22 protein-coding genes are annotated in these 21,788 nt (G+C 32.6%); 11 read left to right on the forward strand and 11 right to left on the reverse strand.

What is annotated here, in order from left to right; all coding sequences use genetic code 11:
- The first annotated feature begins 16 nt into the window (after positions 1 to 16).
- The 7 genes from AC1DVP_RS04450 (at position 17) to tsaB (ending at position 7,988) form a co-directional block, all read left to right on the forward strand.
- Positions 17 to 718: an ABC transporter ATP-binding protein gene (locus AC1DVP_RS04450; protein ID WP_477182337.1), complete on the forward strand. Its 702-nt coding sequence runs from the start codon at positions 17 to 19 to the stop codon at positions 716 to 718.
- On the forward strand, positions 711 to 1,955 hold the full coding sequence (locus tag AC1DVP_RS04455; protein ID WP_477182338.1) for an ABC transporter permease: 1,245 nt from the start codon (positions 711 to 713) through the stop codon (positions 1,953 to 1,955). Before AC1DVP_RS04450 ends, AC1DVP_RS04455 begins: the two co-directional genes overlap by 8 nt.
- Before the next feature lie 2 nt (positions 1,956 to 1,957).
- On the forward strand, positions 1,958 to 3,223 hold the full coding sequence (locus AC1DVP_RS04460; protein WP_477182339.1) for an ABC transporter permease: 1,266 nt from the start codon (positions 1,958 to 1,960) through the stop codon (positions 3,221 to 3,223).
- Between the two features lie 49 nt (positions 3,224 to 3,272).
- Positions 3,273 to 4,391, forward strand: coding sequence for an efflux RND transporter periplasmic adaptor subunit (locus AC1DVP_RS04465; protein WP_477182340.1), 1,119 nt, complete (start codon positions 3,273 to 3,275; stop codon positions 4,389 to 4,391).
- Between the two features lie 78 nt (positions 4,392 to 4,469).
- Positions 4,470 to 5,849, forward strand: a complete 1,380-nt coding sequence (locus tag AC1DVP_RS04470; protein ID WP_477182341.1) for a TolC family protein — start codon at positions 4,470 to 4,472, stop codon at positions 5,847 to 5,849.
- Between the two features lie 6 nt (positions 5,850 to 5,855).
- Positions 5,856 to 7,151: an efflux RND transporter periplasmic adaptor subunit gene (locus tag AC1DVP_RS04475; RefSeq protein ID WP_477182342.1), complete on the forward strand. Its 1,296-nt coding sequence runs from the start codon at positions 5,856 to 5,858 to the stop codon at positions 7,149 to 7,151.
- Positions 7,152 to 7,319: 168 nt separating this feature from the next.
- On the forward strand, positions 7,320 to 7,988 hold the full coding sequence (tsaB, locus tag AC1DVP_RS04480; RefSeq protein ID WP_477182343.1) for a tRNA (adenosine(37)-N6)-threonylcarbamoyltransferase complex dimerization subunit type 1 TsaB: 669 nt from the start codon (positions 7,320 to 7,322) through the stop codon (positions 7,986 to 7,988).
- 9 nt (positions 7,989 to 7,997) lie between these two features.
- Here the strand turns inward: tsaB and AC1DVP_RS04485 are convergent, their stop codons facing one another.
- From AC1DVP_RS04485 to AC1DVP_RS04495, 3 genes are all read right to left on the reverse strand, one after another.
- Complete coding sequence (locus AC1DVP_RS04485) at positions 7,998 to 8,825, reverse strand: mechanosensitive ion channel family protein (RefSeq protein ID WP_477182344.1); 828 nt, start codon at positions 8,823 to 8,825, stop codon at positions 7,998 to 8,000.
- Between the two features lie 79 nt (positions 8,826 to 8,904).
- Entirely contained in the window at positions 8,905 to 9,558 is a 654-nt protein-coding gene (locus AC1DVP_RS04490; protein ID WP_477182345.1) for a hypothetical protein, read from the reverse strand.
- A gap of 165 nt (positions 9,559 to 9,723) precedes the next feature.
- Entirely contained in the window at positions 9,724 to 10,617 is an 894-nt protein-coding gene (locus AC1DVP_RS04495; RefSeq protein ID WP_477182346.1) for a NifU family protein, read from the reverse strand.
- Positions 10,618 to 10,739: 122 nt separating this feature from the next.
- Here AC1DVP_RS04495 and AC1DVP_RS04500 point away from each other — a divergent pair, with 122 nt between their 5' ends.
- Together AC1DVP_RS04500 and AC1DVP_RS04505 are read left to right on the forward strand one after the other, a co-directional pair.
- The gene (locus tag AC1DVP_RS04500) at positions 10,740 to 11,735 is read left to right on the forward strand and encodes a PorP/SprF family type IX secretion system membrane protein (RefSeq protein WP_477182347.1); all 996 of its coding nucleotides are present in this window, start codon (positions 10,740 to 10,742) and stop codon (positions 11,733 to 11,735) included.
- A gap of 14 nt (positions 11,736 to 11,749) precedes the next feature.
- Positions 11,750 to 12,262, forward strand: coding sequence for a gamma carbonic anhydrase family protein (locus AC1DVP_RS04505; protein ID WP_477182348.1), 513 nt, complete (start codon positions 11,750 to 11,752; stop codon positions 12,260 to 12,262).
- A gap of 22 nt (positions 12,263 to 12,284) precedes the next feature.
- Here the strand turns inward: AC1DVP_RS04505 and AC1DVP_RS04510 are convergent, their stop codons facing one another.
- The 5 genes from AC1DVP_RS04510 to AC1DVP_RS04530 all read right to left on the reverse strand — a co-directional run bounded on the left by AC1DVP_RS04510 (position 12,285) and on the right by AC1DVP_RS04530 (position 16,454).
- Entirely contained in the window at positions 12,285 to 12,998 is a 714-nt protein-coding gene (locus tag AC1DVP_RS04510; protein WP_477182349.1) for a LytR/AlgR family response regulator transcription factor, read from the reverse strand.
- A 105-nt stretch (positions 12,999 to 13,103) separates the two neighbouring features.
- Positions 13,104 to 14,222, reverse strand: coding sequence for a sensor histidine kinase (locus tag AC1DVP_RS04515; protein WP_477182350.1), 1,119 nt, complete (start codon positions 14,220 to 14,222; stop codon positions 13,104 to 13,106).
- Complete coding sequence (locus AC1DVP_RS04520) at positions 14,223 to 14,591, reverse strand: DUF4907 domain-containing protein (protein WP_477182351.1); 369 nt, start codon at positions 14,589 to 14,591, stop codon at positions 14,223 to 14,225.
- Positions 14,575 to 15,546, reverse strand: a complete 972-nt coding sequence (locus tag AC1DVP_RS04525) for a Kelch repeat-containing protein (RefSeq protein WP_477182352.1) — start codon at positions 15,544 to 15,546, stop codon at positions 14,575 to 14,577. Before AC1DVP_RS04525 ends, AC1DVP_RS04520 begins: the two co-directional genes overlap by 17 nt.
- 44 nt (positions 15,547 to 15,590) lie before the next feature.
- A complete protein-coding gene (locus tag AC1DVP_RS04530) occupies positions 15,591 to 16,454 on the reverse strand; it encodes a DUF6268 family outer membrane beta-barrel protein (protein ID WP_477182353.1) in 864 nt (287 codons plus the stop codon).
- Between the two features lie 61 nt (positions 16,455 to 16,515).
- On the opposite strand from AC1DVP_RS04530, the gene AC1DVP_RS04535 reads away from it, so the two are divergent.
- Both AC1DVP_RS04535 and bamG read left to right on the forward strand, forming a co-directional pair.
- Complete coding sequence (locus AC1DVP_RS04535) at positions 16,516 to 18,009, forward strand: DUF4270 family protein (RefSeq protein WP_477182354.1); 1,494 nt, start codon at positions 16,516 to 16,518, stop codon at positions 18,007 to 18,009.
- Positions 18,010 to 19,248, forward strand: coding sequence for a BamG family beta-barrel-assembly machinery protein (gene bamG, locus AC1DVP_RS04540; protein WP_477182355.1), 1,239 nt, complete (start codon positions 18,010 to 18,012; stop codon positions 19,246 to 19,248). It begins immediately after the preceding gene.
- Position 19,249: 1 nt separating this feature from the next.
- On the opposite strand, the gene murI is transcribed toward bamG, so the two are convergent.
- The 3 genes from murI to AC1DVP_RS04555 form a co-directional block, all read right to left on the reverse strand.
- On the reverse strand, positions 19,250 to 20,026 hold the full coding sequence (gene murI, locus AC1DVP_RS04545; protein ID WP_477182356.1) for a glutamate racemase: 777 nt from the start codon (positions 20,024 to 20,026) through the stop codon (positions 19,250 to 19,252).
- 183 nt (positions 20,027 to 20,209) lie between these two features.
- On the reverse strand, positions 20,210 to 20,710 hold the full coding sequence (locus AC1DVP_RS04550; RefSeq protein WP_477182357.1) for an OmpH/Skp family outer membrane protein: 501 nt from the start codon (positions 20,708 to 20,710) through the stop codon (positions 20,210 to 20,212).
- Between the two features lie 41 nt (positions 20,711 to 20,751).
- A complete protein-coding gene (locus AC1DVP_RS04555; RefSeq protein ID WP_477182358.1) occupies positions 20,752 to 21,759 on the reverse strand; it encodes an OmpH/Skp family outer membrane protein in 1,008 nt (335 codons plus the stop codon).
- Positions 21,760 to 21,788: the final 29 nt, after the last annotated feature.

The raw sequence follows: 21,788 nt of genomic DNA on the forward strand, positions 1-21,788 counted from the left end.
TAAACTATATGCAATCATGATTGAAATTAAGGACTTACATAAATCATACAAAATGGGACATGCCGAATTACATGTTCTAAAAGGAATTAATTTTAATATTAAGGAAGGTGAATTGGTTGCAATCATGGGTTCGTCAGGCTCTGGTAAATCTACGTTATTGAATATATTGGGGATACTTGATGAAGCCGATTCTGGACTTTATACTTTGGATAATGTGCCTATCAAAAAATTAAACGAAACCATTGCTTCAAAATACAGAAACCAATTCCTTGGTTTTGTTTTTCAATCTTTTAACTTGATAAATTATAAAAGCGCATTAGATAATGTGGCTTTGCCTTTGTATTATCAAGGGATAAAAAGGAAAGAACGGAATGAGATTGCAATGAAATATCTTGAAAAAGTAGGTTTGTCTACGCATTCACACCATTTACCAAGTGAACTTTCCGGAGGTCAAAAACAGCGTGTTGCAATTGCTAGGGCCTTAGCTTCAAATCCAAAAGTATTATTGGCAGATGAGCCAACAGGAGCTTTGGATACATTGACTTCTTATGAAGTAATGGAATTGATACAGGGAATTAATGACGAGGGTAAAACTATTTTGATAGTGACACACGAGCCTGATATTGCTGCTATGTGTAAAAGGAATGTGGTACTAAAAGATGGATTAATCATTGATGATAAAATGGTAGAACAAGTTAGAGCTTCTTTATATGTTTAATATAGAACGCTGGCAGGAAATATTTGAGGCTATCGCCAAGAATAAATTGAGAACTTTCCTCACAGGAATTTCTGTGGCTTCCGGTATCTTTATTTTGGTGATTTTGCTAGGGGTTGGCAAAGGTCTTCAAAACGGAATTGAAAAACAATTTGAACGTGATGCTGCTGGTGTAATTGAGGTTTGGTCTGGGGTAACAACCAAAGCCTACAAGGGATTAAATCCTGGAAGAGAAATACAATTTAGAAATAGCGATTTTGATCTTGCGGTACAAAAATACGGAGACCAATTGGATAAAAATGGAGTTACTGCTACTGGCTGGGGAATTACCGTAAGTTATGGAAAGGAATCAGGAAATTATCAATACAGAGGTGTTAATACAGACGGTATGGAAATAGAAAATGTATCAGTTATAAAAGGCAGGTATATTAATGCAAATGATTTGAAATACAATGTAAAAGCCGCTGTGATTGGACAAAAAGTCAAATTAGATCTGTTTAAAGAAAAAAATCCTATAGGCGAACAAATTACTGTGGCGAATATCAATTTTAAAGTAGTTGGTGTGTTTACTGATCCAGGAGGGGAGAGAGAAGAAAGTAGAGTATTTGTGCCTTTAACTACAGCACAGCAGGTTTTTGGATTAGGAGATAAAATAAGTTATATGGCTTATACTATAAAAAAGAAAGACACTTATGAAGAAGCTGTAGCCGAGTCCGAAAAATTCAAAAATGATTATGGAAAATTATTGAGAAGTAAAAATGGTGCTGCTCCTGATGATGAAAGCGCTGTTGGAATTTTTAATTCTGTTAAAGAAGTCAAAAAGTTTTATGATTTAAATCTTTATATCAGATTGTTTTTTTGGTGGGTTGGAATTTGCACTATCATTGCAGGTGTCGTTGGTGTAAGTAATATAATGATGATTATTGTAAAAGAACGAACTAAGGAAATTGGTATTCGAAAAGCACTTGGAGCTTCGCCAGTTTCAATTATTCTAATGATTTTGCATGAATCTATTTTTATTACCACTATTTCTGGATTCATGGGATTATTAACAGGTTTAGCTCTTTTGGAATTAATTGGTCCCCATGCGCAAAGTGAATATTTTGTGAATCCGCAGGTCGATTTTACAGTTGCCATATCAACCTTAATTGTTTTGGTGGTTGCAGGAGCTTTGGCGGGATTTGTTCCTGCTTACAGAGCGGCAAAAATTAGACCTATTGTAGCACTTAGAGATGAATAATTATGTTTGATAGAGAGAATTGGAACGAAATTTTAGAGGCCTTAACCGCAAATACCTTCCGAACGGTGCTTACAGCTTTTGGGGTGTTTTGGGGGATATTCATTTTGGTGATATTATTGGCTGCATCCAATGGTTTGGAGAATGGTGTCAAAAAAGGTTTTGACGGGATTGCGACTAATACCATGTTTATGTGGACTCAAACGACATCAAAACCATATAAGGGATTGCCTAAAACCAGAAAATATGATTTTAGAAATAGTGATGTCGATGCATTAAAACAAAAATTTCCTGATTTATTGTATGTGTCTCCCCGTAATCAGCTAGGCGATTTTAATGGCGTAAGTAATGTAGTTAGAGGAACAAAAACTGGTGCTTATACCATTTATGGAGATTATCCGGAATTAGTAAAGCAAGAACAGATGGATATTGTAAAAGGACGTTTTGTAAATCAGCAAGATATTCTTTTGAAACGTAAAGTAACTGTAATAGGTCAGGGTGTAATTAATGAATTGTATAAGAATGCCGAAGAAGTAATGGGGACTTACATTAAAATAAATGGAGTCAACTTTATGGTGGTTGGGGTGTATAAATCTAAAGGGCAAAATAACGGTAATGCTGAATCGGCACAAAAAAATATATTTATTCCGTTTACTACATTTCAACAAGCTTTTAATTTTGGAGATAAAGTAGGCTGGATGGCACTTACTGCAAATGATGACGCCTCAATTACTGAACTTAGACCAGGAATTCTGGCATTCATGAGAGAAAGACATTCTATTCACCCGGACGATGAAAGAGCAGTCGGTAATTTTGATTTATTCGCAGAATTTCAAAAAGTACAGGATTTGTTTATGGTTCTTAAATTTATAGCCTATTTCGTTGGGACTTTAGTTTTGTTATCAGGTATTATCGGGATTTCAAATATTATGCTGATTGTGGTCAAGGAACGTACCAAAGAAATAGGAATTAGAAGAGCATTAGGAGCAACTCCAGGCGCTATTAGGTCCCAGATATTATTAGAAGCAATCTTTTTAACAATAATCGCAGGTATGTTTGGTATTGCGATAGCTACTGGTTTAATAGCTGTTTTGAATATGATTTTATCATCGATGCCATCAGAAGGGATGATGTTTGTTAATCCGAGCGTAGATTTAGTGGTTGTTTTTATAGCCTTGTTAATATTAGTGGGTTCTGGATTGCTGGCAGGATTCATTCCTGCTCAAACTGCCATAAATGTTAAGCCTGTAGAAGCATTACGAACTGAATAAAAATAAAAGTCAATCAAAAAATAATAATCGAATAAAAAATTTATAAAAAATGAAAAAAGGAGCAACCATAACCATATTGATTTTAATTGCAATAGTTTTTTTCGGGGCGCTATATTATTTATATGCCAAAAATCAGGAATCTCCTATCGTTTTTGAAACGGATAAAGTCGAAGTGAAAACTATCGTAAAAAGCACACTTGCCACAGGGAATATTGTTCCTGATGAAGAAGTGTTAATCAAACCGAATATTTCTGGAATTATTGAAACTGTATATATTAAAGCAGGAGAATCTGTTAAGGCTGGTGATATGATCGCTAAAATCAAAGTGGTTGCCAATGTTTCTAATTTGAGTAATTCTCAAAATCAAGTAAAAACAGCCAGAATTACATTAGATAATCAAGAGAAATTGTATCAAAGACAAAAAACATTATTTGAGAAAGGAGTGATTTCTGCCAATGATTTTGATGCCGCACAATTGGCTTATAATCAAGCTAAGCAAAATTATAATGCTTCTGTTCAAGGATTTGATATCGTGAAAACAGGAACAAGTTCAGGATTAGGGAATTATGCGAACACATTGATTCGTTCTACAGTAAATGGAATGGTACTTGACGTTCCGGTAAAAGTCGGAAACCAAGTTATTGAAAGTAATAACTTTAATGAAGGAACTACTATTGCAAGCGTTGCAGATATTGGAAGAATGATATTTGTTGGTAAAGTTGATGAGTCTGAAGTTGGGAAAATAAAGTTAAATATGCCTATTGAAATTACTGTTGGAGCAATTGAAAATAAGAAATTCACCGCTGTTCTGACTTACATTGCGCCAAAAGGGAAAACTGAAAATGGAGCAATACAATTTGAAATTAAAGCTACTCTAACCAATAGGGATAATACTTTTATAAGAGCTGGATTAAGTGCCAATGCTTCTATCATCTTAGAAAAAGCCGATAAAGTGCAAGCGTTAAAAGAATCATTAGTTCAATTTGATAAAAAAACGCTAAAGCCTTATGTTGAAGTTCAAACTAGTGCGCAAAAATTTGAAAGAAAAGATATAACGCTTGGTGTAAGTGACGGAATCTATGTTGAAGTAAAAAGCGGAATTAAAGCTTCTGATAAAGTCAAAGTTTGGAATCAGGGATTAAAAACTGAAGAAGTAAAACCAAACTAAAACTGTAAAGTAGGCTTTGATATAAAAATTAAGTTAAATATGCGTGGTTTGTTTATTACGCTTTTATTCCAATAAAAAATGAAAAAAATAAATTATATAAAGATTGCTTTGATCTTTCTGATTGGATTGTCCTCCCAAGCGCAAACCAAAGTATGGACTTTAGAAGAATGTGTTCGTTATGCATTAGAAAATAATATCACAATTAAACTTTCTGAACTAGATGTTAAAAATGCAACAATTGATAAAAAAGGGGCTCTCGGCAGTTATCTGCCATCAGTAAGCGGAAATGCTTCGCACTCTTGGAATATAGGATTGAACGTTAACCCGGTTACCAATATTGCTTCAACTCAAACTACTCAGTATTCTTCATTAGGAGTTAATGCAGGTGTTGATATTTATAAAGGTCTGCAAAATCAAAATGCTTATAGAAGAGCTAAACTTTCTATAATAGCATCCCAATACCAACTTTTGAAAATGCAGGAAGATATTTCACTGAATGTAGCGAATGCATTTTTAGAAATTCTTTTTAACAAAGAAAATTTAAAAGTAAAGAAAGAGCAGTTATCTATTGATCAAAAGCGTTTGGCTCGTTCTGAGCAAATGGTTAGTGCAGGATCAATTCCTCGAGGCGATTTGTTTGATTTGAAAGCGACTATAGCGACTGATCAACAGGCTATTATAATTGCTGAAAATAGTTTGTTGATTTCTAAATTAAGCCTTTCGCAACTTTTACAACTAAAAGAGTTTACAGATTTTGATGTTGTTGATAATACAAATGCAAAGGATGAAAATAATATCATGGCGCAAACTCCAACTGATATTTATAATAAGGCAAAAGAAATAAGAACAGAATTGAAGCTCGCACAAACAAATCTTGAAATTGCAGAGAGAAATGTTGTTATTGCCAGAGGTGCTTTTCAGCCTACTCTTAGAGGCTTTTATCAGTTTGGCACAAGTGCGAGTTACAGTGATAGACTTGTTGGTACTGATGGTAATGGAAATCCGGTTTATACGGGACCACATTCTGTTTTGGATCAGTTTAGTGATAATAAAGGACATAATTTTGGTTTTCAATTGAATGTTCCAATATTTAACGGATTCTCAGTTAGGAATAATGTTGAACGCAGTAAGGTAAGTTTAGAGAAGTCCAAAATAGATTTAGAGCAAAAAAGTTTAGATTTGCAACGTAACGTTTACACTGCTTTTACAGATGCAAAAGGAGCTTTAAATGCATATGAGTCATCAACGGTAACTTTAGAGGCAAGACAGCAAGCTTACAACTACGCAAAAGAAAAGTATGATGTAGGTTTGATGAATTCATTTGATTTTACACAGGCTCAGACATTGTTAACCAATGCTCAGTCAGATGTTATAAGAACAAAATACGAATACATGTTTAAAATAAAAATACTTGAATTTTACTTTGGAATTCCAATTGTCCCAATTACTACAAAATAATTTATTATGTCAAAAAAAACAATTTATATCATATTAGGAGCAGCAGTATTAGTCATTGGATTATTAATAGGGCTTTCAAAAGCAGGAATTATTGGGAATAAAGATAAAGGCAAAGAGGTAGAAATAACCAATGCTGAAGCTGGTACAATTGTAGAAACTGTTTCTGCAACTGGTAAGATTCAGCCCGAAATAGAGGTTAAGATTGCCTCTATGGTTTCTGGGGAGATCATAGATTTACCTATTAAAGAAGGACAGGTTGTCAAAAAAGGAGATTTATTAGTAAAAATTAATCCTGATTTATATACTTCGGGATTGAATAGAAGTGTAGCTAATTTATCAGGTTCTAAAGCAGGTTTGAGCCAATCTGATGCATCATTTAATGAGGCTAAAGCCAATTATGAAAGAAATAAGACATTGTTTGAGAAAGGAATTATTTCCAAATCAGATTGGGATAAGGCTGTTTCTTCTTTTGAAGTTGCAAAAGCAAACAAACAATCAGCATATTATAGTGTGCAAAGCGCATCGGCTTCTGTAAATGAAGCTAAAGATAATTTAGGCAGAACCGTGATTTATGCTCCAGCTGATGGTACGATATCTGTATTAAATGTAGAGCTTGGCGAAAGAGTTTTGGGGACACAGCAAATGGCTGGTACCGAACTTTTGAGAGTTGCCAACTTAAATAATATGGAAGTTGAAGTTGATGTCAATGAAAATGATATCGTAAAAATAAAAGTTGGAGATCTTACCAATGTTGAAGTGGATGCTTATTTGAAAAAACAATTCAAAGGTGTTGTTACAAGTATTTCCAATTCTGCCAGTACGGCTTTAACTGCAGATCAGGTAACTAATTTTAAAGTGAAAGTTCGAATTTTAAAAGATTCTTATCAAGATTTAATGGTGGGAAAACCAGCGTCTTATTCTCCATTCCGACCTGGAATGACCGCTACAGTAGATATTATAACTACCACAAAAAAGAATGTGGTTAAAGTTCCGATAAGTTCTGTTGTGGTGAAATCTGATACAACAGCGGTTAAAATCGGTCAAGCCGATGGTTCAGAATCTGATGATAAAAAACCAGCTCCTAAAAGTGATAAAAAACTGGAATGTATTTTTGTGAAAGTGGGTGATAAAGCTAAAATTAGAATCATTAAAACAGGAATTCAAGATGATACTAATATTGAAGTCTTATCAGGGCTTAAAAAAGGAGAAGTGGTAATTACAGGTCCTTATACTACAGTTTCCAAAGACTTAAATTCAGGGGATAAAGTATTTGTTCCGTCTGGAGGGGACAAGAAAAAATAATTTTGAATTGATTTTTTATTTTCCTTTCGAAACAAAATAAAGCACGTCTTGAAGTTTTCAGGACGTGTTTCTTTTTTTATAAAGGATTTTTCAAAATTCGGTGTAAATTTGCAAGCAAAATAAGTTTTACATTGATAAATCTAAAACCTGCAATCTAAAATAAAAAAAGTGTCCTATATTCTCAATATTGAAACTGCTACCAAAAATTGTTCTGTTGCATTAGCAAAAGAAGGAAAAACTGTATTATGCAAAGAAATTGCTGAGGAAGGATATTCTCATGCAGAGCGATTACATGTTTTTATTGAAGAAATTATCAGTGAAGCTGGAATTCAATTGAAAGATTTAGTGGCGGTTGCCGTAAGTCAAGGGCCTGGTTCCTATACTGGTTTGAGAATAGGTGTTTCGGCGGCCAAAGGCTTGTGTTATGCTTTAAATATTCCATTGATAGCAGTTGATACTTTGAAATCATTAGCTTCTAAAGTTAAGATAGCTGACGGTTTGATTGTTCCAATGATTGATGCCCGCAGAATGGAAGTATACAGCGCTGTTTTTTCTGCTTCATTGGATAAAAAAAGAGAAGTTTTGGCTGAAATTATTGATGAAAATTCTTTTGAAGGATTAACGGAGAAACTGTATTTTGTTGGTGACTGCAATGAGAAATGCAAAACTGTTTTAACAAAAGACAATTTTGTGTTTTTAGATGAAATTAAGTATCCGTCGGCTAATGAAATGAGTGCTTTGAGCTTTGATAAATACAAAATAAGCGACACTGTTGATGTCGCCTATTTTGAACCTTATTATTTGAAAGACTTTTTAATTGCTGTCCCAAAAAAATAGCCTGCATTGTTATTTGTTATTTTTTGACTTCTCTGTTACATACGGCTGGAAAATAATTCCTGCGGTATCAAAGGCTAATTTGCAATTCTCTAAAGTATCTGATACAACCGAACTAAAATCTTCATTTTTTGCCCAAGGTCTTACGGCTAGTTGAATAGAATTATCGGTTATGTTCTTTACAGATACTTCTGCTCCTGGTGAAGTAAGTACTTTAGGGTTGTTTTTAAGGACGGCAGTTATAATGTCTTTTGCCTCTTTTAAATTGGTCTCATACGATATAGAAATCATTAAATCGGCTCTTCGCGATCCCTGCATTGAGTAGTTTATAATTGTTCCATTTGATAAAGTGCCGTTGGGAATAAAAATAGTCTGATTATTTGAAGTAATTAATTTGGTTACAAAAATTTGAATTTCCAAAACTGTAGCCTGTACCCCTTGCGCTTCAATAGTATCTCCCACTTTAAAAGGCTTGAAGAGAATAATAAGCATTCCTCCAGCAAAATTAGATAATGAGCCTTGTAAAGACAAACCAACAGCAAGTCCCATTGCTCCTAAGATTGCTACAAATGAAGATGTTCCAATTCCTAGTTTGTCGATGAAAGTGACAAATAATAATACTCTTAAAACCCAAAGTAAAATATCGGCAAGAAACTTGCTAAGTGTAGCGTCTAAGTTTCTTTTGATCATTATTTTTCGAATAAGCCTATTAATTATTCGAATGGCATACAGCCCAATAAACAGAATAATTAAAGCAGAAATAACCTGGGGGGAATAATCAATAAGCGTTGTTATAAAAGTATTAGCGTAATTGGCAATGTAATTTGGATCTAAAGTCATATTTTAATTTATAAAATTCTCTAGTAAGAGAGTTGTATACTAAGTTGCAAAAATACGATTTTATATTTTTTATGAAAAGCTATTCGGGATCTTCTTCTTCCTTTTTTGTTGGGTTTTCAAGGTTTTTTGCATCCGAAGCAGTTGTTTTTTCTTTTAGGCTGTTCAAATCTTCATTTTCTTTTGCTTTGCCATCGTCTATAATTGATTCMGCTTTTTCAATATATGGAGTTGTTGCTTCTTTTGCTTTGGAGACCATATCTTCTATAAATGCTTCAGCTTTTTCGACATGTGGAGTTGCAGTTTCTTTGATTTTGTCTATAGTTTCTTCTACAAAGGTTTCTGCTTTTTCTATATGAGGAGTTGCTGTTTCTTTGATTTTGTTTACAGCTTCAGCTACAAAGGTTTCTGCTTTTTCTATATGAGGAGTTGTTGTTTCTTTGATTTTGTCTATAGTTTCTTCTACAAAGGTTTCAGCTTTTTCTATATGAGGAGTTGCAGTTTCTTTGATTTTGTTTACAGCTTCTTCTACAAAAGCTTCTGCCTTTTCTACATGCGGAGTTGCTGTTTCCTTAATTTTGCCTACAGTTTCTTCTACAAAAGCTTCTGCTTTTTCTACATAAGGCTGCGCACTTACTTTGGTTTCTTCAATAGCCGTTTCTGCATGGTCTATTATTTCGTTTGCCGTTACTTTGGCTGAACCAAATAAATTTTTAAAAAATGATGATATTCCCATAGGTTCTTATGTTTGATTAGAATATCAAAAATAAGCTTTTTTGTTCAAATTACTGAAAATCAATGCTTTTTTGTGTGTTTGGTATTTCGATAATTGAATTGAGGTCAAAAAAAAGCGTTTCCAAAATTGAAAACGCTTTTTAATATTTTATTTATTGCAATTAAATTAAACAGCTTCTACTTTGATTCCTTCATCATTCAACATGCTTTTTAGCATATTTTCGATACCGCTTTTTAATGTAAAAGTAGAAGATGGGCATCCGTTACAAGCTCCCTGCATAATTACTTTTACTGTTTTTGACGCATCGTCATAGGAATCAAAAAGGATATTTCCTCCGTCGGCAGCAACTGCTGGTTTTACATATTCTTCTAAGATATTGATGATTTTTTGAGAAGTTTCGTCAAGAGAATCAAATGATTCATCTTTCGCTTTTTCGTCTTTAACAATGGTCTGAATTAAATTTTCGTCAAGAACAGTTCCTCCGTTTTCAATAAATTGTTTGATAAAAGTTCTTAATTCTAATGTGATATCCTGCCATTCATTAATATCGTATTTTGTTACTGAAATATAATTTTCATCAATAAATATTTCTTTTACATACGGAAACTTGAATAGTTCTGTTGCCAGTGGAGACGAAGCACTTTGGTCGATATTTTTGAATTCTACAGCATTTTTGGTTATCATTTTGTTGACAACGAATTTCAATGCTGATGGATTTGGAGTTGATTCTCCATAAACGGTAATTGCTTGCTTTTTGGGCTTATTTTCATCAGCAATAATTATAACACCGCCTTTATTTACATAGGCTTCGATTTGTTCTGCAACAGCTTCTTTTACATCGTCCCATTCTACAATGCTGAATCTTTCGACAGCGATGAAATTTCCGGAGATATACACCGTTTTTACAAATGGCAAATAGAAAAGCTGCTGTGCCAGAGGTGATGATTTGGCTTCATCTATATTCTTGAATTCGTAACTTTCATTTTGAGTGATGAAATCTGGAAATTCAAATTTTATAATGGTCGGGTTTTGTGTTTCTTTTATCGTTATTTTAGTCATGATTCGTCGATTTTTTGCAAATTTACTAAAGTTATTTTCCACGATTAACTATATTTGGTTTTTTAATGAATAAATTAACAAAAGTTTTTCTTGCACAATTAATTTTATAAAATTCCTTCTAAATGTACACCAAAATCAAGTTAGTAATTGTTCTCTTTTTTATTAGTTTAAATGTTTTTTCACAAGAAGGAATACCAGTATATTCAGATTATTTATCAGATAATTATTATTTGATTTTTCCATCAATGGCAGGTGCTGCAAATTGCAGTAAATTAAGGCTTACCGCAAGAAAACAATGGTTTGATCAAGAGAATGCACCAGCTCTTCAAACATTAAGTTATAATGGCAGAGTAGGTGAGAGATCTGGTGTTGGAGCTATACTCTTTAATGACGTAAACGGATATCATTCTCAGTTTGGTTTCAAAGCTACCTATGCACATCATATTATGTTTTCCAGAGATGAAATCGATTTGAACCAGTTGTCTTTTGGTGTTAATGTTGGAGTTAATCAAAGCCAATTGGATGAAACTGAATTTCAAAAGTCTAGTGATTATGATCCTGCTCTTGGAAATATTCAGCAGCATGCATCCTATTTTAATTTAGATATTGGAGGATCCTATAATCTTCTTGATTTTAGTTTAAATGCTGTTGTTAAGAATGTTTTAGAAACACGTCAAACGCTTTATACTGAATATGAGAGTGATAATCTGAGAAAATTTATTATTAGCGGCGGTTACATTTTTGGGAATCCCGATAAGGTTTTATGGGAGCCATCTTTGTTGTATCAATATGTAGATAAAACAAAAGAAAGTGCATTAGATATGAATTTTAAAGTTTATAAAAATATGGAAATGGGGCAGTTATGGGGAGGTTTGTCTTACAGGCAAAGTTTTGATGGAGCTGAAGTTCTTAATGGAAGCGGAACGGGTAGTCAGAAATTGCGTTATATTAATCCTATCATGGGTTTTAATTATAAAAATCTTATGTTCGCTTACTCTTATACCCATTTGTTAGGAGAAATTCAGTATGGAAATTCAGGATTTCATCAAATCACTTTAGGGCTTAATTTTTTATGTAAACCTCAAAAATACGAATGTAACTGTCCAGCAATTAATTAATTATAATATTTACAATGATAATAAAGTCTGTTAACGGAAAATCACCAATTATACCAGAAGATTGTTATGTAGCTGAAAATGCTACTATTGTTGGTGATGTTATTTTTGGTACTGAATGCAGCGTGTGGTTTAATACTGTAATTAGAGGTGATGTAAATTCTATCACTATAGGCAATAAGGTTAATATCCAGGATGGAGCAATTGTTCATTGTACTTATCAAAAACATCCTACCATTATTGGTAATAATGTTTCTGTTGGACATAATGCTATTGTTCATGGCTGTACTATACATGACAACGTATTGATAGGAATGGGAGCAATTGTTATGGATAATTGCGTCATCGGCAGTAATTCAATAATTGGGGCAGGAGCTGTGATTACTCAAAATACAATAGTAGAATCAGGTACCATTTGGGCTGGTGTTCCTGCCAAGAAAGTAAAAGATATTGACCAATCTAGTTTTGCCGGAGAGATAGAGCGTATTTCCAATAATTACGTGATGTATTCGAGTTGGTTCAAAGAGTAAATCAGGAGTTTAATTTATTCAGCTAAATATTTATTTTTTCAAAGAAAGCAGTTTTGTAGCTTTCACTAATAGGAATTCTTTTTTCGGCAATCAGCACTTTGTTTTTTTGAATAGATTTTACATGCTTAATGTTGATGATATAGGAACGGTGAATTCTCGAAAAACCTTTTGAAGATAACAGATTCTCCAGTTTTATTAAACTTATCAGGGTTAGTGTGTATTTATTATCGTTGGTATAAATTTTCACATAATCTTTCAATCCTTCGATAAATAAAATATCAGAAAAATTAATTTTTACATTTTCATATTCAGCTCTAACAAACATAAATTCATTTTCAATTTCTGGAACAGTTGTTGTTTGATTTGGTGTCGGGAGATTTTTTGGAGCAAAAATTTGCTGTGCCCGCATTACCGCTTTTAAAAATCGGTTAAAAGGAATTGGCTTTACTAAATAATCTACCGCACCAAGATTAAAACCTTCAACTGCATAATCAGAATAAGCTGTTGTAAATATGATTAATGGTTTTTTTTCGATAGCATTGATAAAATCAATACCAGAAAAATGAGGCATTTCAATATCTAAAAAAATTAAATCGATCTCAGATTGATTGATTATCGATATGGCATCTATCGCATTGGTAAATGTAGTCACCAGTTCGAGCGAATCTACTCTTCCAACAAATTCAACCAATAAATCTACAGCTAATGGCTCATCGTCTATAATAACACATTTCATATATGCAAAATTTATTTATTAGAAGTCATATATGTTATCGCCTTTTATTTATTGGTGCTTTTTTGCAGCAAATTTGTTATTAATGGCGATTTCATATTTCATGTTTTAAGATGTTGGTACAAATGTATTTCTTTGAGGCTGAATTTGATCTAATTGCAGAACTAAATGAACGGTATATTTTGAGTCTGTCGATGTCAGATCCAGCTGATGTGTGTTTGGGTAAAGCAAATTAAGCCTGTTTTTGATGTTTGCCAAGCCAATTCCTGAATTTTCAGGATCTTTTCTGTTGTTCTCAATTTTGTTTTCTATCCAAAAAGAGAATACATTTTCTTCAATTGTTATTACAATTTTTACATAAGCCGTTCCTTTATAATCGGTTCCGTATTTGAATGCATTTTCTATAAATGAAATCAGCAGCATGGGTTCAATAAACTTATCTTTAGTGTTTCCATGTATATTGAGACTAATGTTTTCAATATTGTTTAGTCTTAATTTCTGTAATTCGATATAGTTTTTAATGTAATTGATTTCTTTTTCGAGCAAAACATATTTATTGTCTGTTTCATAAAGCATATACCGCATCATTTCGGACAAAGTAACAATGGCATCAGGTACCAAATCTGATTTTTTATGAGCTAAGGAGTAAATGCTGTTTAGCGAATTAAATAAAAAATGAGGATTTGTTTGGGTTCTTAAATAGTTTAATTCTGTTGCCGTTCTTTGGCTTTCTGCGATCAATTTATTTTGTTGATCATCGTAAAACTCAGATAATGTTTTGATAATGGTACTAATGGCAATGATTAATATATAAAAGACCGATGGCACTATTTTAAAGAAAATCGATTGATCTCTTCTGGGCATTCTATGATTGATGTTTCCATTGTTATATGGTATTCTTGGGAAATTTTCTCCATTTTGGGGTCTAATTCCTCTAAATTCAGGTGTGAAAAGCTCATGCCTGAAAACCATGAAAATTATAATCAAGATTAATAAGATGCTTATATAATAGGCGTATTTTTTTTGCAAAAGAAAATGAGTAACCAGATAAGTATAATTAAGATAGAAAAGAATTATTCCAGTTAGCCATTGGATATAAAAGTCATTACTTATGTGAAATGGGCTTTCGTAAAATTGAATAAGGGAAATACCAATAAAAAAACACCAAATGATAACATGAATCAGTATTTTATTGGAGCCGCTATTTTTTATTGACGCAAAGTTCATCTACATTTTTATTTTTAATAAAATTAAATCATTTTTTGTAATAGTGGGAGAATTATTGGAGTTCAATTTTTTGACTACTAAGTGCCCTACGGCCAATGCTTCTTTTTCAGTTTTAAAGCTTTTGGACTCACTAATTACCGGTATAATGGTTTGTTTTATAATTATTTTATTACTGTTTTTGATTACATATCCCCAGCCATTAATAGTTTTTAGGGATTGAATTTTTAGGTCATGTTCTTTTCTGCAGAAAATAAAAAGCAATAATCCGATTATAAATAGAATTAAGCCTAGATTTAAAATATATGATAAATTCTTCTGAGATTTTTCCCAGAAGAATTTATTGTTGCCGTTATTAATTATCATCGTCATTTTGTTCCTCTTTTGGCTTAAATTCCCATACATCATCAAAATAGGAAGTTCCAGATTTTCCTAAGGCAATAAAGCCTCTTTCGCCATTTATKGTAATTCCTATTGCATCCGATCTTCCTGATCCTTCAAGAGCAGTTTTTGTGCTCCAAATATCTGTTTTAGGATTGTATTCCCAGATTGTATTTCCGCTTGAACCGCAGGCAACATATCCTAATCCGTCTATAGTAAAACTAGATGCATTGGCTCTTGTAATTGAATAGGTGTCGTGATCGCTCTCGTCATCATCTAAATCTCTTTTTCTGGTCCATACATCTGTACTTGGATCAAATGCCCAAAAATCTACTTGATTGACACCGCTATTTATGCCTGTTCCTAAATAAGCAATATCATTAATTACAAATACAGTGGCATTTCTTCTTTTGTTTCCGCTAAAACCATTTACTTGTGTCCAAGTATTATCAGTGTCGTTATATTGATAAAAATCTTTTAAATAATTACCATCGTATCCAGTACCCAAAAAAGCTTTCCCGCCTACTTGGAAACCTACGGCACTATAACGGGCAGTTCCTCCAAAGTCAGCTTTTTGGGACCAAGTGTTTGTGTCTGGATTGTACTGGTAAAAGTCTTTTAATTTATTGGTTCCGTCATAGCCAAGGCCAACATATCCTTTTCCGTTTAATTCAAAACCGCTTCCAGAACTTCTGGCAATACCTATAAAATCTGCTTTTTGTTCCCAATAATCGCCTGTAGAATTGTAAGCCCATAAATCTTTTAGATATTCATCTCCTGTATAGCCGGTAGTTACGTAAGCAAAAGTACCGATAACAAAGCTAGTTGCACTTGATCGGGCCGGACCGTCAAATGCTGATTTTTTTACCCAGTTTCCTAGTGTGTCATCATCGTCATCATCATTATTGCATCCAATGAAAATTAAGCTGATAAGTAATGCGGTCATAAATATACCTTTTTTTAAATGTTTCATAATGTGCATGGTGTTTATTAAAGTTTGTATTTAATGCTAATAGAAAAGACGCTTCCGTTTTTTAAGGTCTGATTTATTTCTGTTGTTTTATTTTCATCCGAAAATTTAAATTCTTTGTTAGTTGAGTAACCTCCTTTGAAATTAATAAACCAAGAGGTGTCAATGTTTCTCTCGTATTGTAATGTGGTCTCCATCTGCGAAAATCCAACTTTGGTTATAATGCTTTTATCATCTGCAATAATGGTTGGATTGAGGTTGTAAGTGCTGCCGCTAAAGTCATTTGTTAAACTAAATTTATCACGAATAGAACTTGAATAGGATAGTGCTGCATTTGGAAATCCTAATTTTAAAAATGTTTTCTCGCTGAATTGATGATTAAATGCGAATGTTGGCAGTATTTGCGGTTTTCCAAAAACTGTTATTCTTTTTATTCCCAAATCAATACTGCTGTTTTTGTTCAGTACCTGGCTGATCTCGGCACCTCCCAAAAGAGTTACATCAGCAATGCTAATAGTATTTTGAAAGTTAACAGTTGGTTCGAAGCTTAAATTCAATTTTGTTTTTTTAGAAAACTGATGTGAAAACTCAAAAGCATTGCCCAAGCTGTTAAAATGGGTATTACTGTAATTAGAGTCATAATCTGCTAACAGATAAGTTTCTATTTCATCAGTAATTGTTGTACTCTTATATTTAAGAGTGTTTGTCAACTTATTTGCAATATTGATATCCTTAAAAAATTGCATTCCAATTTCAGTTTGTTTTATAGAGCCATTATCTATCGGTTCTGTTTTGGTATTAAATTCAAAAGTGTATCCATTTTGTGCATAAACACTAAATAGAGGGATTAGGAGCAGTATCGCAGTAAAATTGTATATTCTCATTATTTAATTATTGGTCCAAAAGTAGCTGTGTTGTTAATTAATAAAAAAGAATATATATGCATTGCCTGATTTCATAGATAAACGGGCTATTACTCGTGCCGAATCTCAATTTGAAACAGAATTGCAGCATGTAGATTGTTTTTTTGTTTTTATAGACAAATTAGCTGGTCTGGTATATGTTATTAGGACTGCTGGACTGCTGGCTTATATATTTGCCCAAAAAATAGATATGTACAAGTTTTTGTTTTTAATTTTTTCGGTTTTGTTCATTGTTTCATGTGACTCAGATACAGATCAAGGAGATTTTGTTGTAGGTGCAGATTATTTAGCACTAAAAAACAAAGTGATTTCTATAGATACACTTACAATCGATGTTTCCACTATAAAAATGGACTCTTTGGTTACTTCAAATGAAAGCAGGATTTTGGTGGGGAATTATGATGATCCGCTTTTCGGGAAAGTAAAGGCGGATAGCTATTTTCAAGTTTCGGCAAATTCTTTTAGTCTCATTAGTCAAAGTTCGGATACAGATGCTACGGGATATGTTTTTGATTCCATTGCAATGATTATGAGATATGACGACTATTATTATGCCGATACCACAAAGGTTCAGACTCTGAATATTCATCGGGTATTGAAGAATTTTAAGCCCAATGTTAATGATAATAGTTTTTATAACAGTTCCAGCCTCGCTTATAATGAATCGAGTTTAGGAACTATATCTTATAGGCCTAAGCCCATAGGCAAGGACAGTATTAATATAAAATTGAGCAATGAATTTGGGCTTGAGCTTTTTAATAAGTTTAAGAATAATGAAATAGAAAACTCAATAGATTTTACAGAATATTTAAAGGGATTTGTATTAAAATCGTCTTCCGTTTCATCTTCTAGCGTAATTGGATTTAACATGTCCAGCGTACTTCGGCTGTATTATTCTAAAGGAAAAGGAGGAGATACAGGTGATGATTATGTAATGGATTTTACAATATCTGATGCCGCTAAGCAATTCAATGCTGTTTCATCGGATAGAACAGGAACTTTAATTCAAGATTTACTTTTGCCCAAAATGAATTTATCTAGCCTGTACACTGGTAACACAGGATTCATACAATCGGGTACAGGGATAGCCTGCAGAATTGATTTTCCAAACATAAAACAATTAAAATATATTTCGGAAAAAGGAGCTATTGTTGATGCAAAGTTGATAGTAAAACCTGTCAAAAATTCGTATTCCGAAATGTTTCCATTGCCTAAAACCCTAAGTGTCTATGTAGTTGATAAATTAAATCGAATTAAATCAACACTTACAGATTCTAGTGGTGCTACTGAAGTTGCAACTCTGAACAATGACAATGATGAATTTGATGAAAACGTTGGTTATGAATTGTCTCTTGGGGCTTTTTTACAGAAAGAAATGCTCAAAGAGTCTGATTCTAAAAGCGGATTGCTCTTTACTTTACCTGCTTTGTCTAAAATTGTCGGAAGGGTTGCATTGGGAGATCAAACTAACAAGGAAAGTAAGATAAAATTACAAATTTATTATATAACATATTAAATGAAAAAAAGTGCTTCATTTCTGGTTTTAGCTTTTTTTGCTTCTTTTTGGTGCTATTCACAAAGTATTGCTACTTCGCCTTATTCTCTTTATGGATTAGGGAGTTTGTATGAATCCAATTTTGGATTGACCTCTGCTTTAGGTACAGCTGGCATAGCACTTCCGTCTGATGATTTTATCAATAATAAAAATGCAGCATCTTTAATTAATATTCCTGCCAATAATTTCTTTTTTGAAATCGGCGGTACTGGGATTCAATCGTCTTTTGAAAGTAATCTCAAAAAAGAAAACAGAAATAATTTTCAGTTTTCACATTTTGTTTTTGCTTTTCCAATTAATAAAAAATCTGCTTTTAGTGTAGCAATGATGCCTTATTCTAGTTCTTCTTTTAAAATTTCAGGACTGAAAATCCCAATAATAGACGGCAGTAATGAGTATTATTATTTGGATGTAATGGGAACAGGAGGTTTGAATAATTTAGATTTAGCGTATGCTTATAAATTGAGTAATAAATTATCATTAGGTTTTTCTGCTTCGGTTCTTTTTGGGAATACTACAGATAAAAGAAGTTATGCCATTGGCAGTTCGATTACAAATATTGATAAAAAAATAAGCTATGGCGGTATTCGTCCTATTTTAAGTTCACAATTCAAAATGAGCCCATCGTTAACTTTTGGATTGAATGTAAAATCACCAACAAGAGTAAATGCGTCCAAAACTCAATCAGTAGCAGTTGTAAATGATTCTGGGACTACTAATTTGGAAACAGATGAGGTGTCGAATACAGACGATTTTTATTTACCTTTGGATATTGGATTTGGAATTAATAAATCATTCAAGAATAGGTTTAATGCAGCTTTTGATTACGAAAAAAGTTTTTGGAATGCTACAAATCAATCCGATATGTATGGAGACTTTTCTAATCAGGAAAAATTTTCATTGGGTTTCTCATATCTAAAAACAAAAACATCCCGAAACTATTTTGACAGAATAAAATTTGCTGCAGGAGTTCACTATGATACAGGTTATTTAGTTGTGAATAATAATAAAATAGATGATAAGAATTTTTCTATTGGAGTTTCTTTACCATTGGATCATTTGTCCTCTGCTTTGTTCATCTCCTATACTTATGGAACTAAAGGACAAATAACTAATTCATTAATTCAGGAAAATTATCACAAACTAACATTAAATCTTAACTTAGACGGTATTTGGTTTGTGCGAAAAAAAATGGATTAGCCTAAAATTCTTTTTCTTCTACCTTATATTTATTTTCTAAAATTTCGCTTAAAACTTTAGGATTGGTATTAGTGTAAAAAATGGGATTTCCATTTTGAGCACTCGAAAAACCTGTTTTTTCTCTAAGTACATTTTGCGTTTGTTTAGCCACAGCTTCACCCGAATCAATAATGTGGATATGCTCAGGAAGAATTTTTTTTATTTGTGGAATTAAATAAGGGTAATGACTGCAGCCTAATACCAGATAATCAATATTTGCTTCAATCATGGGAGTGAGGTAGGAATGCAGTAATTCAGTCATTTCAGCAGAATCGATTTTGCCGTCTTCTATCAATTGAACTAACCCATGGCCTATTTGTTCGATAATTTTAGTGTCTTGAAATTTCTCTGTTGTTTTGTTAAAAAGTTCACTGTTAAGAGTTCCTTTTGTTGCCAATATTCCTATTGTTTGAGTCTTAGAGTTTGTTGCGGCAGGTTTTATTGCAGGTTCAATGCCAATAAAGGGAATACTGTATTTTGTTCTTAATTCCTGAATAGCATTTGTTGTAGCGGTATTGCAGGCGACTACAATTAATTTGCATCCCATTTCAATCAATAAATCTGTGTTTTTCATGCTTAACGCAATGATTTCATTTTTTGATTTTTGTCCGTAAGGAGCATTCTTGCTGTCTGCGAGATAAATTGTTTGTTCGTTAGGCAATAATTCATGAATGGCTTTCCAAATAGAGGTCCCTCCAATTCCAGAGTCAAAAACACCAATAGGGCTATTGTTTGTCATGCTTTTAGATTTAAAATAGAGTGTTGTTTATAGATACTTTCAGATACTGTTTTGTTTTGGTAATCGCTATTGTTTAAAATATGATTTCTAAGTTTAAATATACTACATTTTATAGCGTAAAAAAAAAACTGCTCACTCTAAATATAGTTAAGAGTGAGCAGTTTTTAAATATTTTCTTTTAGATTAAAAACCTAAATCTTTTTTTACATCAACAGTAATGTTTGTTCCGTCTGCAAGCAAAAGAGTTGAACTGTCAAGTACATATTGGAATCCTTTAGCTTTACCAACTTTTTGAATAGAAGCTTTCACTTTTTCCATAATTGGTTTCATTATTTCAGATTCTTTAGTTTGTAATTCTTTTTGAGCATTGTCTCTAAAGTCAACGATTCTTTTTTGCATATCTTGAACTTCTTTTTGACGTTCTTGATTTATAGCTTCAGTAACTTTTGCAGATTCTTCTTCATATTTTTTTAATTTCGCTTGGTACTCATCAACCATTTTTTTGTAATCAGTATCATAAGTAGTACCTAGTGTTTGTAATTGTTTTTGAGCATCTAATATAGCCGGCATTTTCCCCATAATATCACTTACATCAACATGAGCCACTTTAGTTTGAGCGTTTGAAATTTGTGTAGCTCCTATAAATAGTATTGCAGCAATTAGTAAAGTTTTGAATTGTTTCATTGTTTTAAAATATTTAGTAATTAATTAGTATTTATGTTTTTTTATTTTTTTACTTCATTCGCTTTTTTAAGCGCTTCTCTTTCTTCTATTTCTTTTAATCTTTTTTCTTCGAGTGCTTTTTTGTTAGCTTCTCTTTCTTCTAAGATTTTTTTTCTTTTTTCCTCTAAGGCTTTCTTGCGTTCCTCTTGTGCAGTTGGCTTAACTTCCTCGGTTGTTGTTTTAGCAGTTTCTGTATTATTTACAGTAGGAACAGCTGTTTTTGTTTCTGTGTTTGGTGGGGCAACAACTGTGCCATTTTTTTTAGCTTCTCTTTCAGCTAACAATTGTTTCCTTTTTTCTTCGTATTTTTTTTTAGCCTCTTCTTGAGCTGCTTTTTTGTCGGCAACTAATTTTTCTCGTGCGGCTTGTTTGTCTAATATCGCTTTTTCTCTTGTAGCCAGTTCAGGATTTTCATCTATAGCATCTTCTTTTTCTTCTTTGGCCTGTTCTTCTTTTAACTGTTTTTTAGTTAATTGTTCTCTTTTTTCAGTTCTGTTTAATATTCTAATTACCTGGTCGCTAATGTCAAATCTTTTTGCGGCGAAAAGAATAGTCAGATGTGAAGACTTGTCAAATATAAAGTCGTATTTTTTGGTTTCAGCGATATCTTGAACCGCAGTGAATACTTGATCTTGTATTGGTTTCACTAAACCGGCTTTTTGGATTATCAAATCTCCATTTGGACCAAATCTTTTTTGCTGGTAATCTAATTTTTCTGTTTCAAGAAATTTTATTTCTGTTTCTCTTTCTTCTATCAATTCAGCCGTTAATAAAGGTCTTTCGGCTTTTAAAGCTTCTGTAAGTTTATTAATGTCTAATTTTTTTGTTTCAATTTCCTGCTTCCATTTTTGAGCTTTTTGTTCTAATTGAGCTTTGGCTTCAATATAGTTGGGTACATTTTGCAATATGTATTCCATATCAATGTAGCCTACTTTAGTTCCTCTGGTTTGTGCGTTAATTGTTATTGAAACAATTGCGGATAAAATTATAAATAAAAATTCTTTTCTCATAATTTTTAATTTTAGAAATTTTAAACCAA

The organism is Flavobacterium sp. P3_A6, assembly GCF_056403035.1.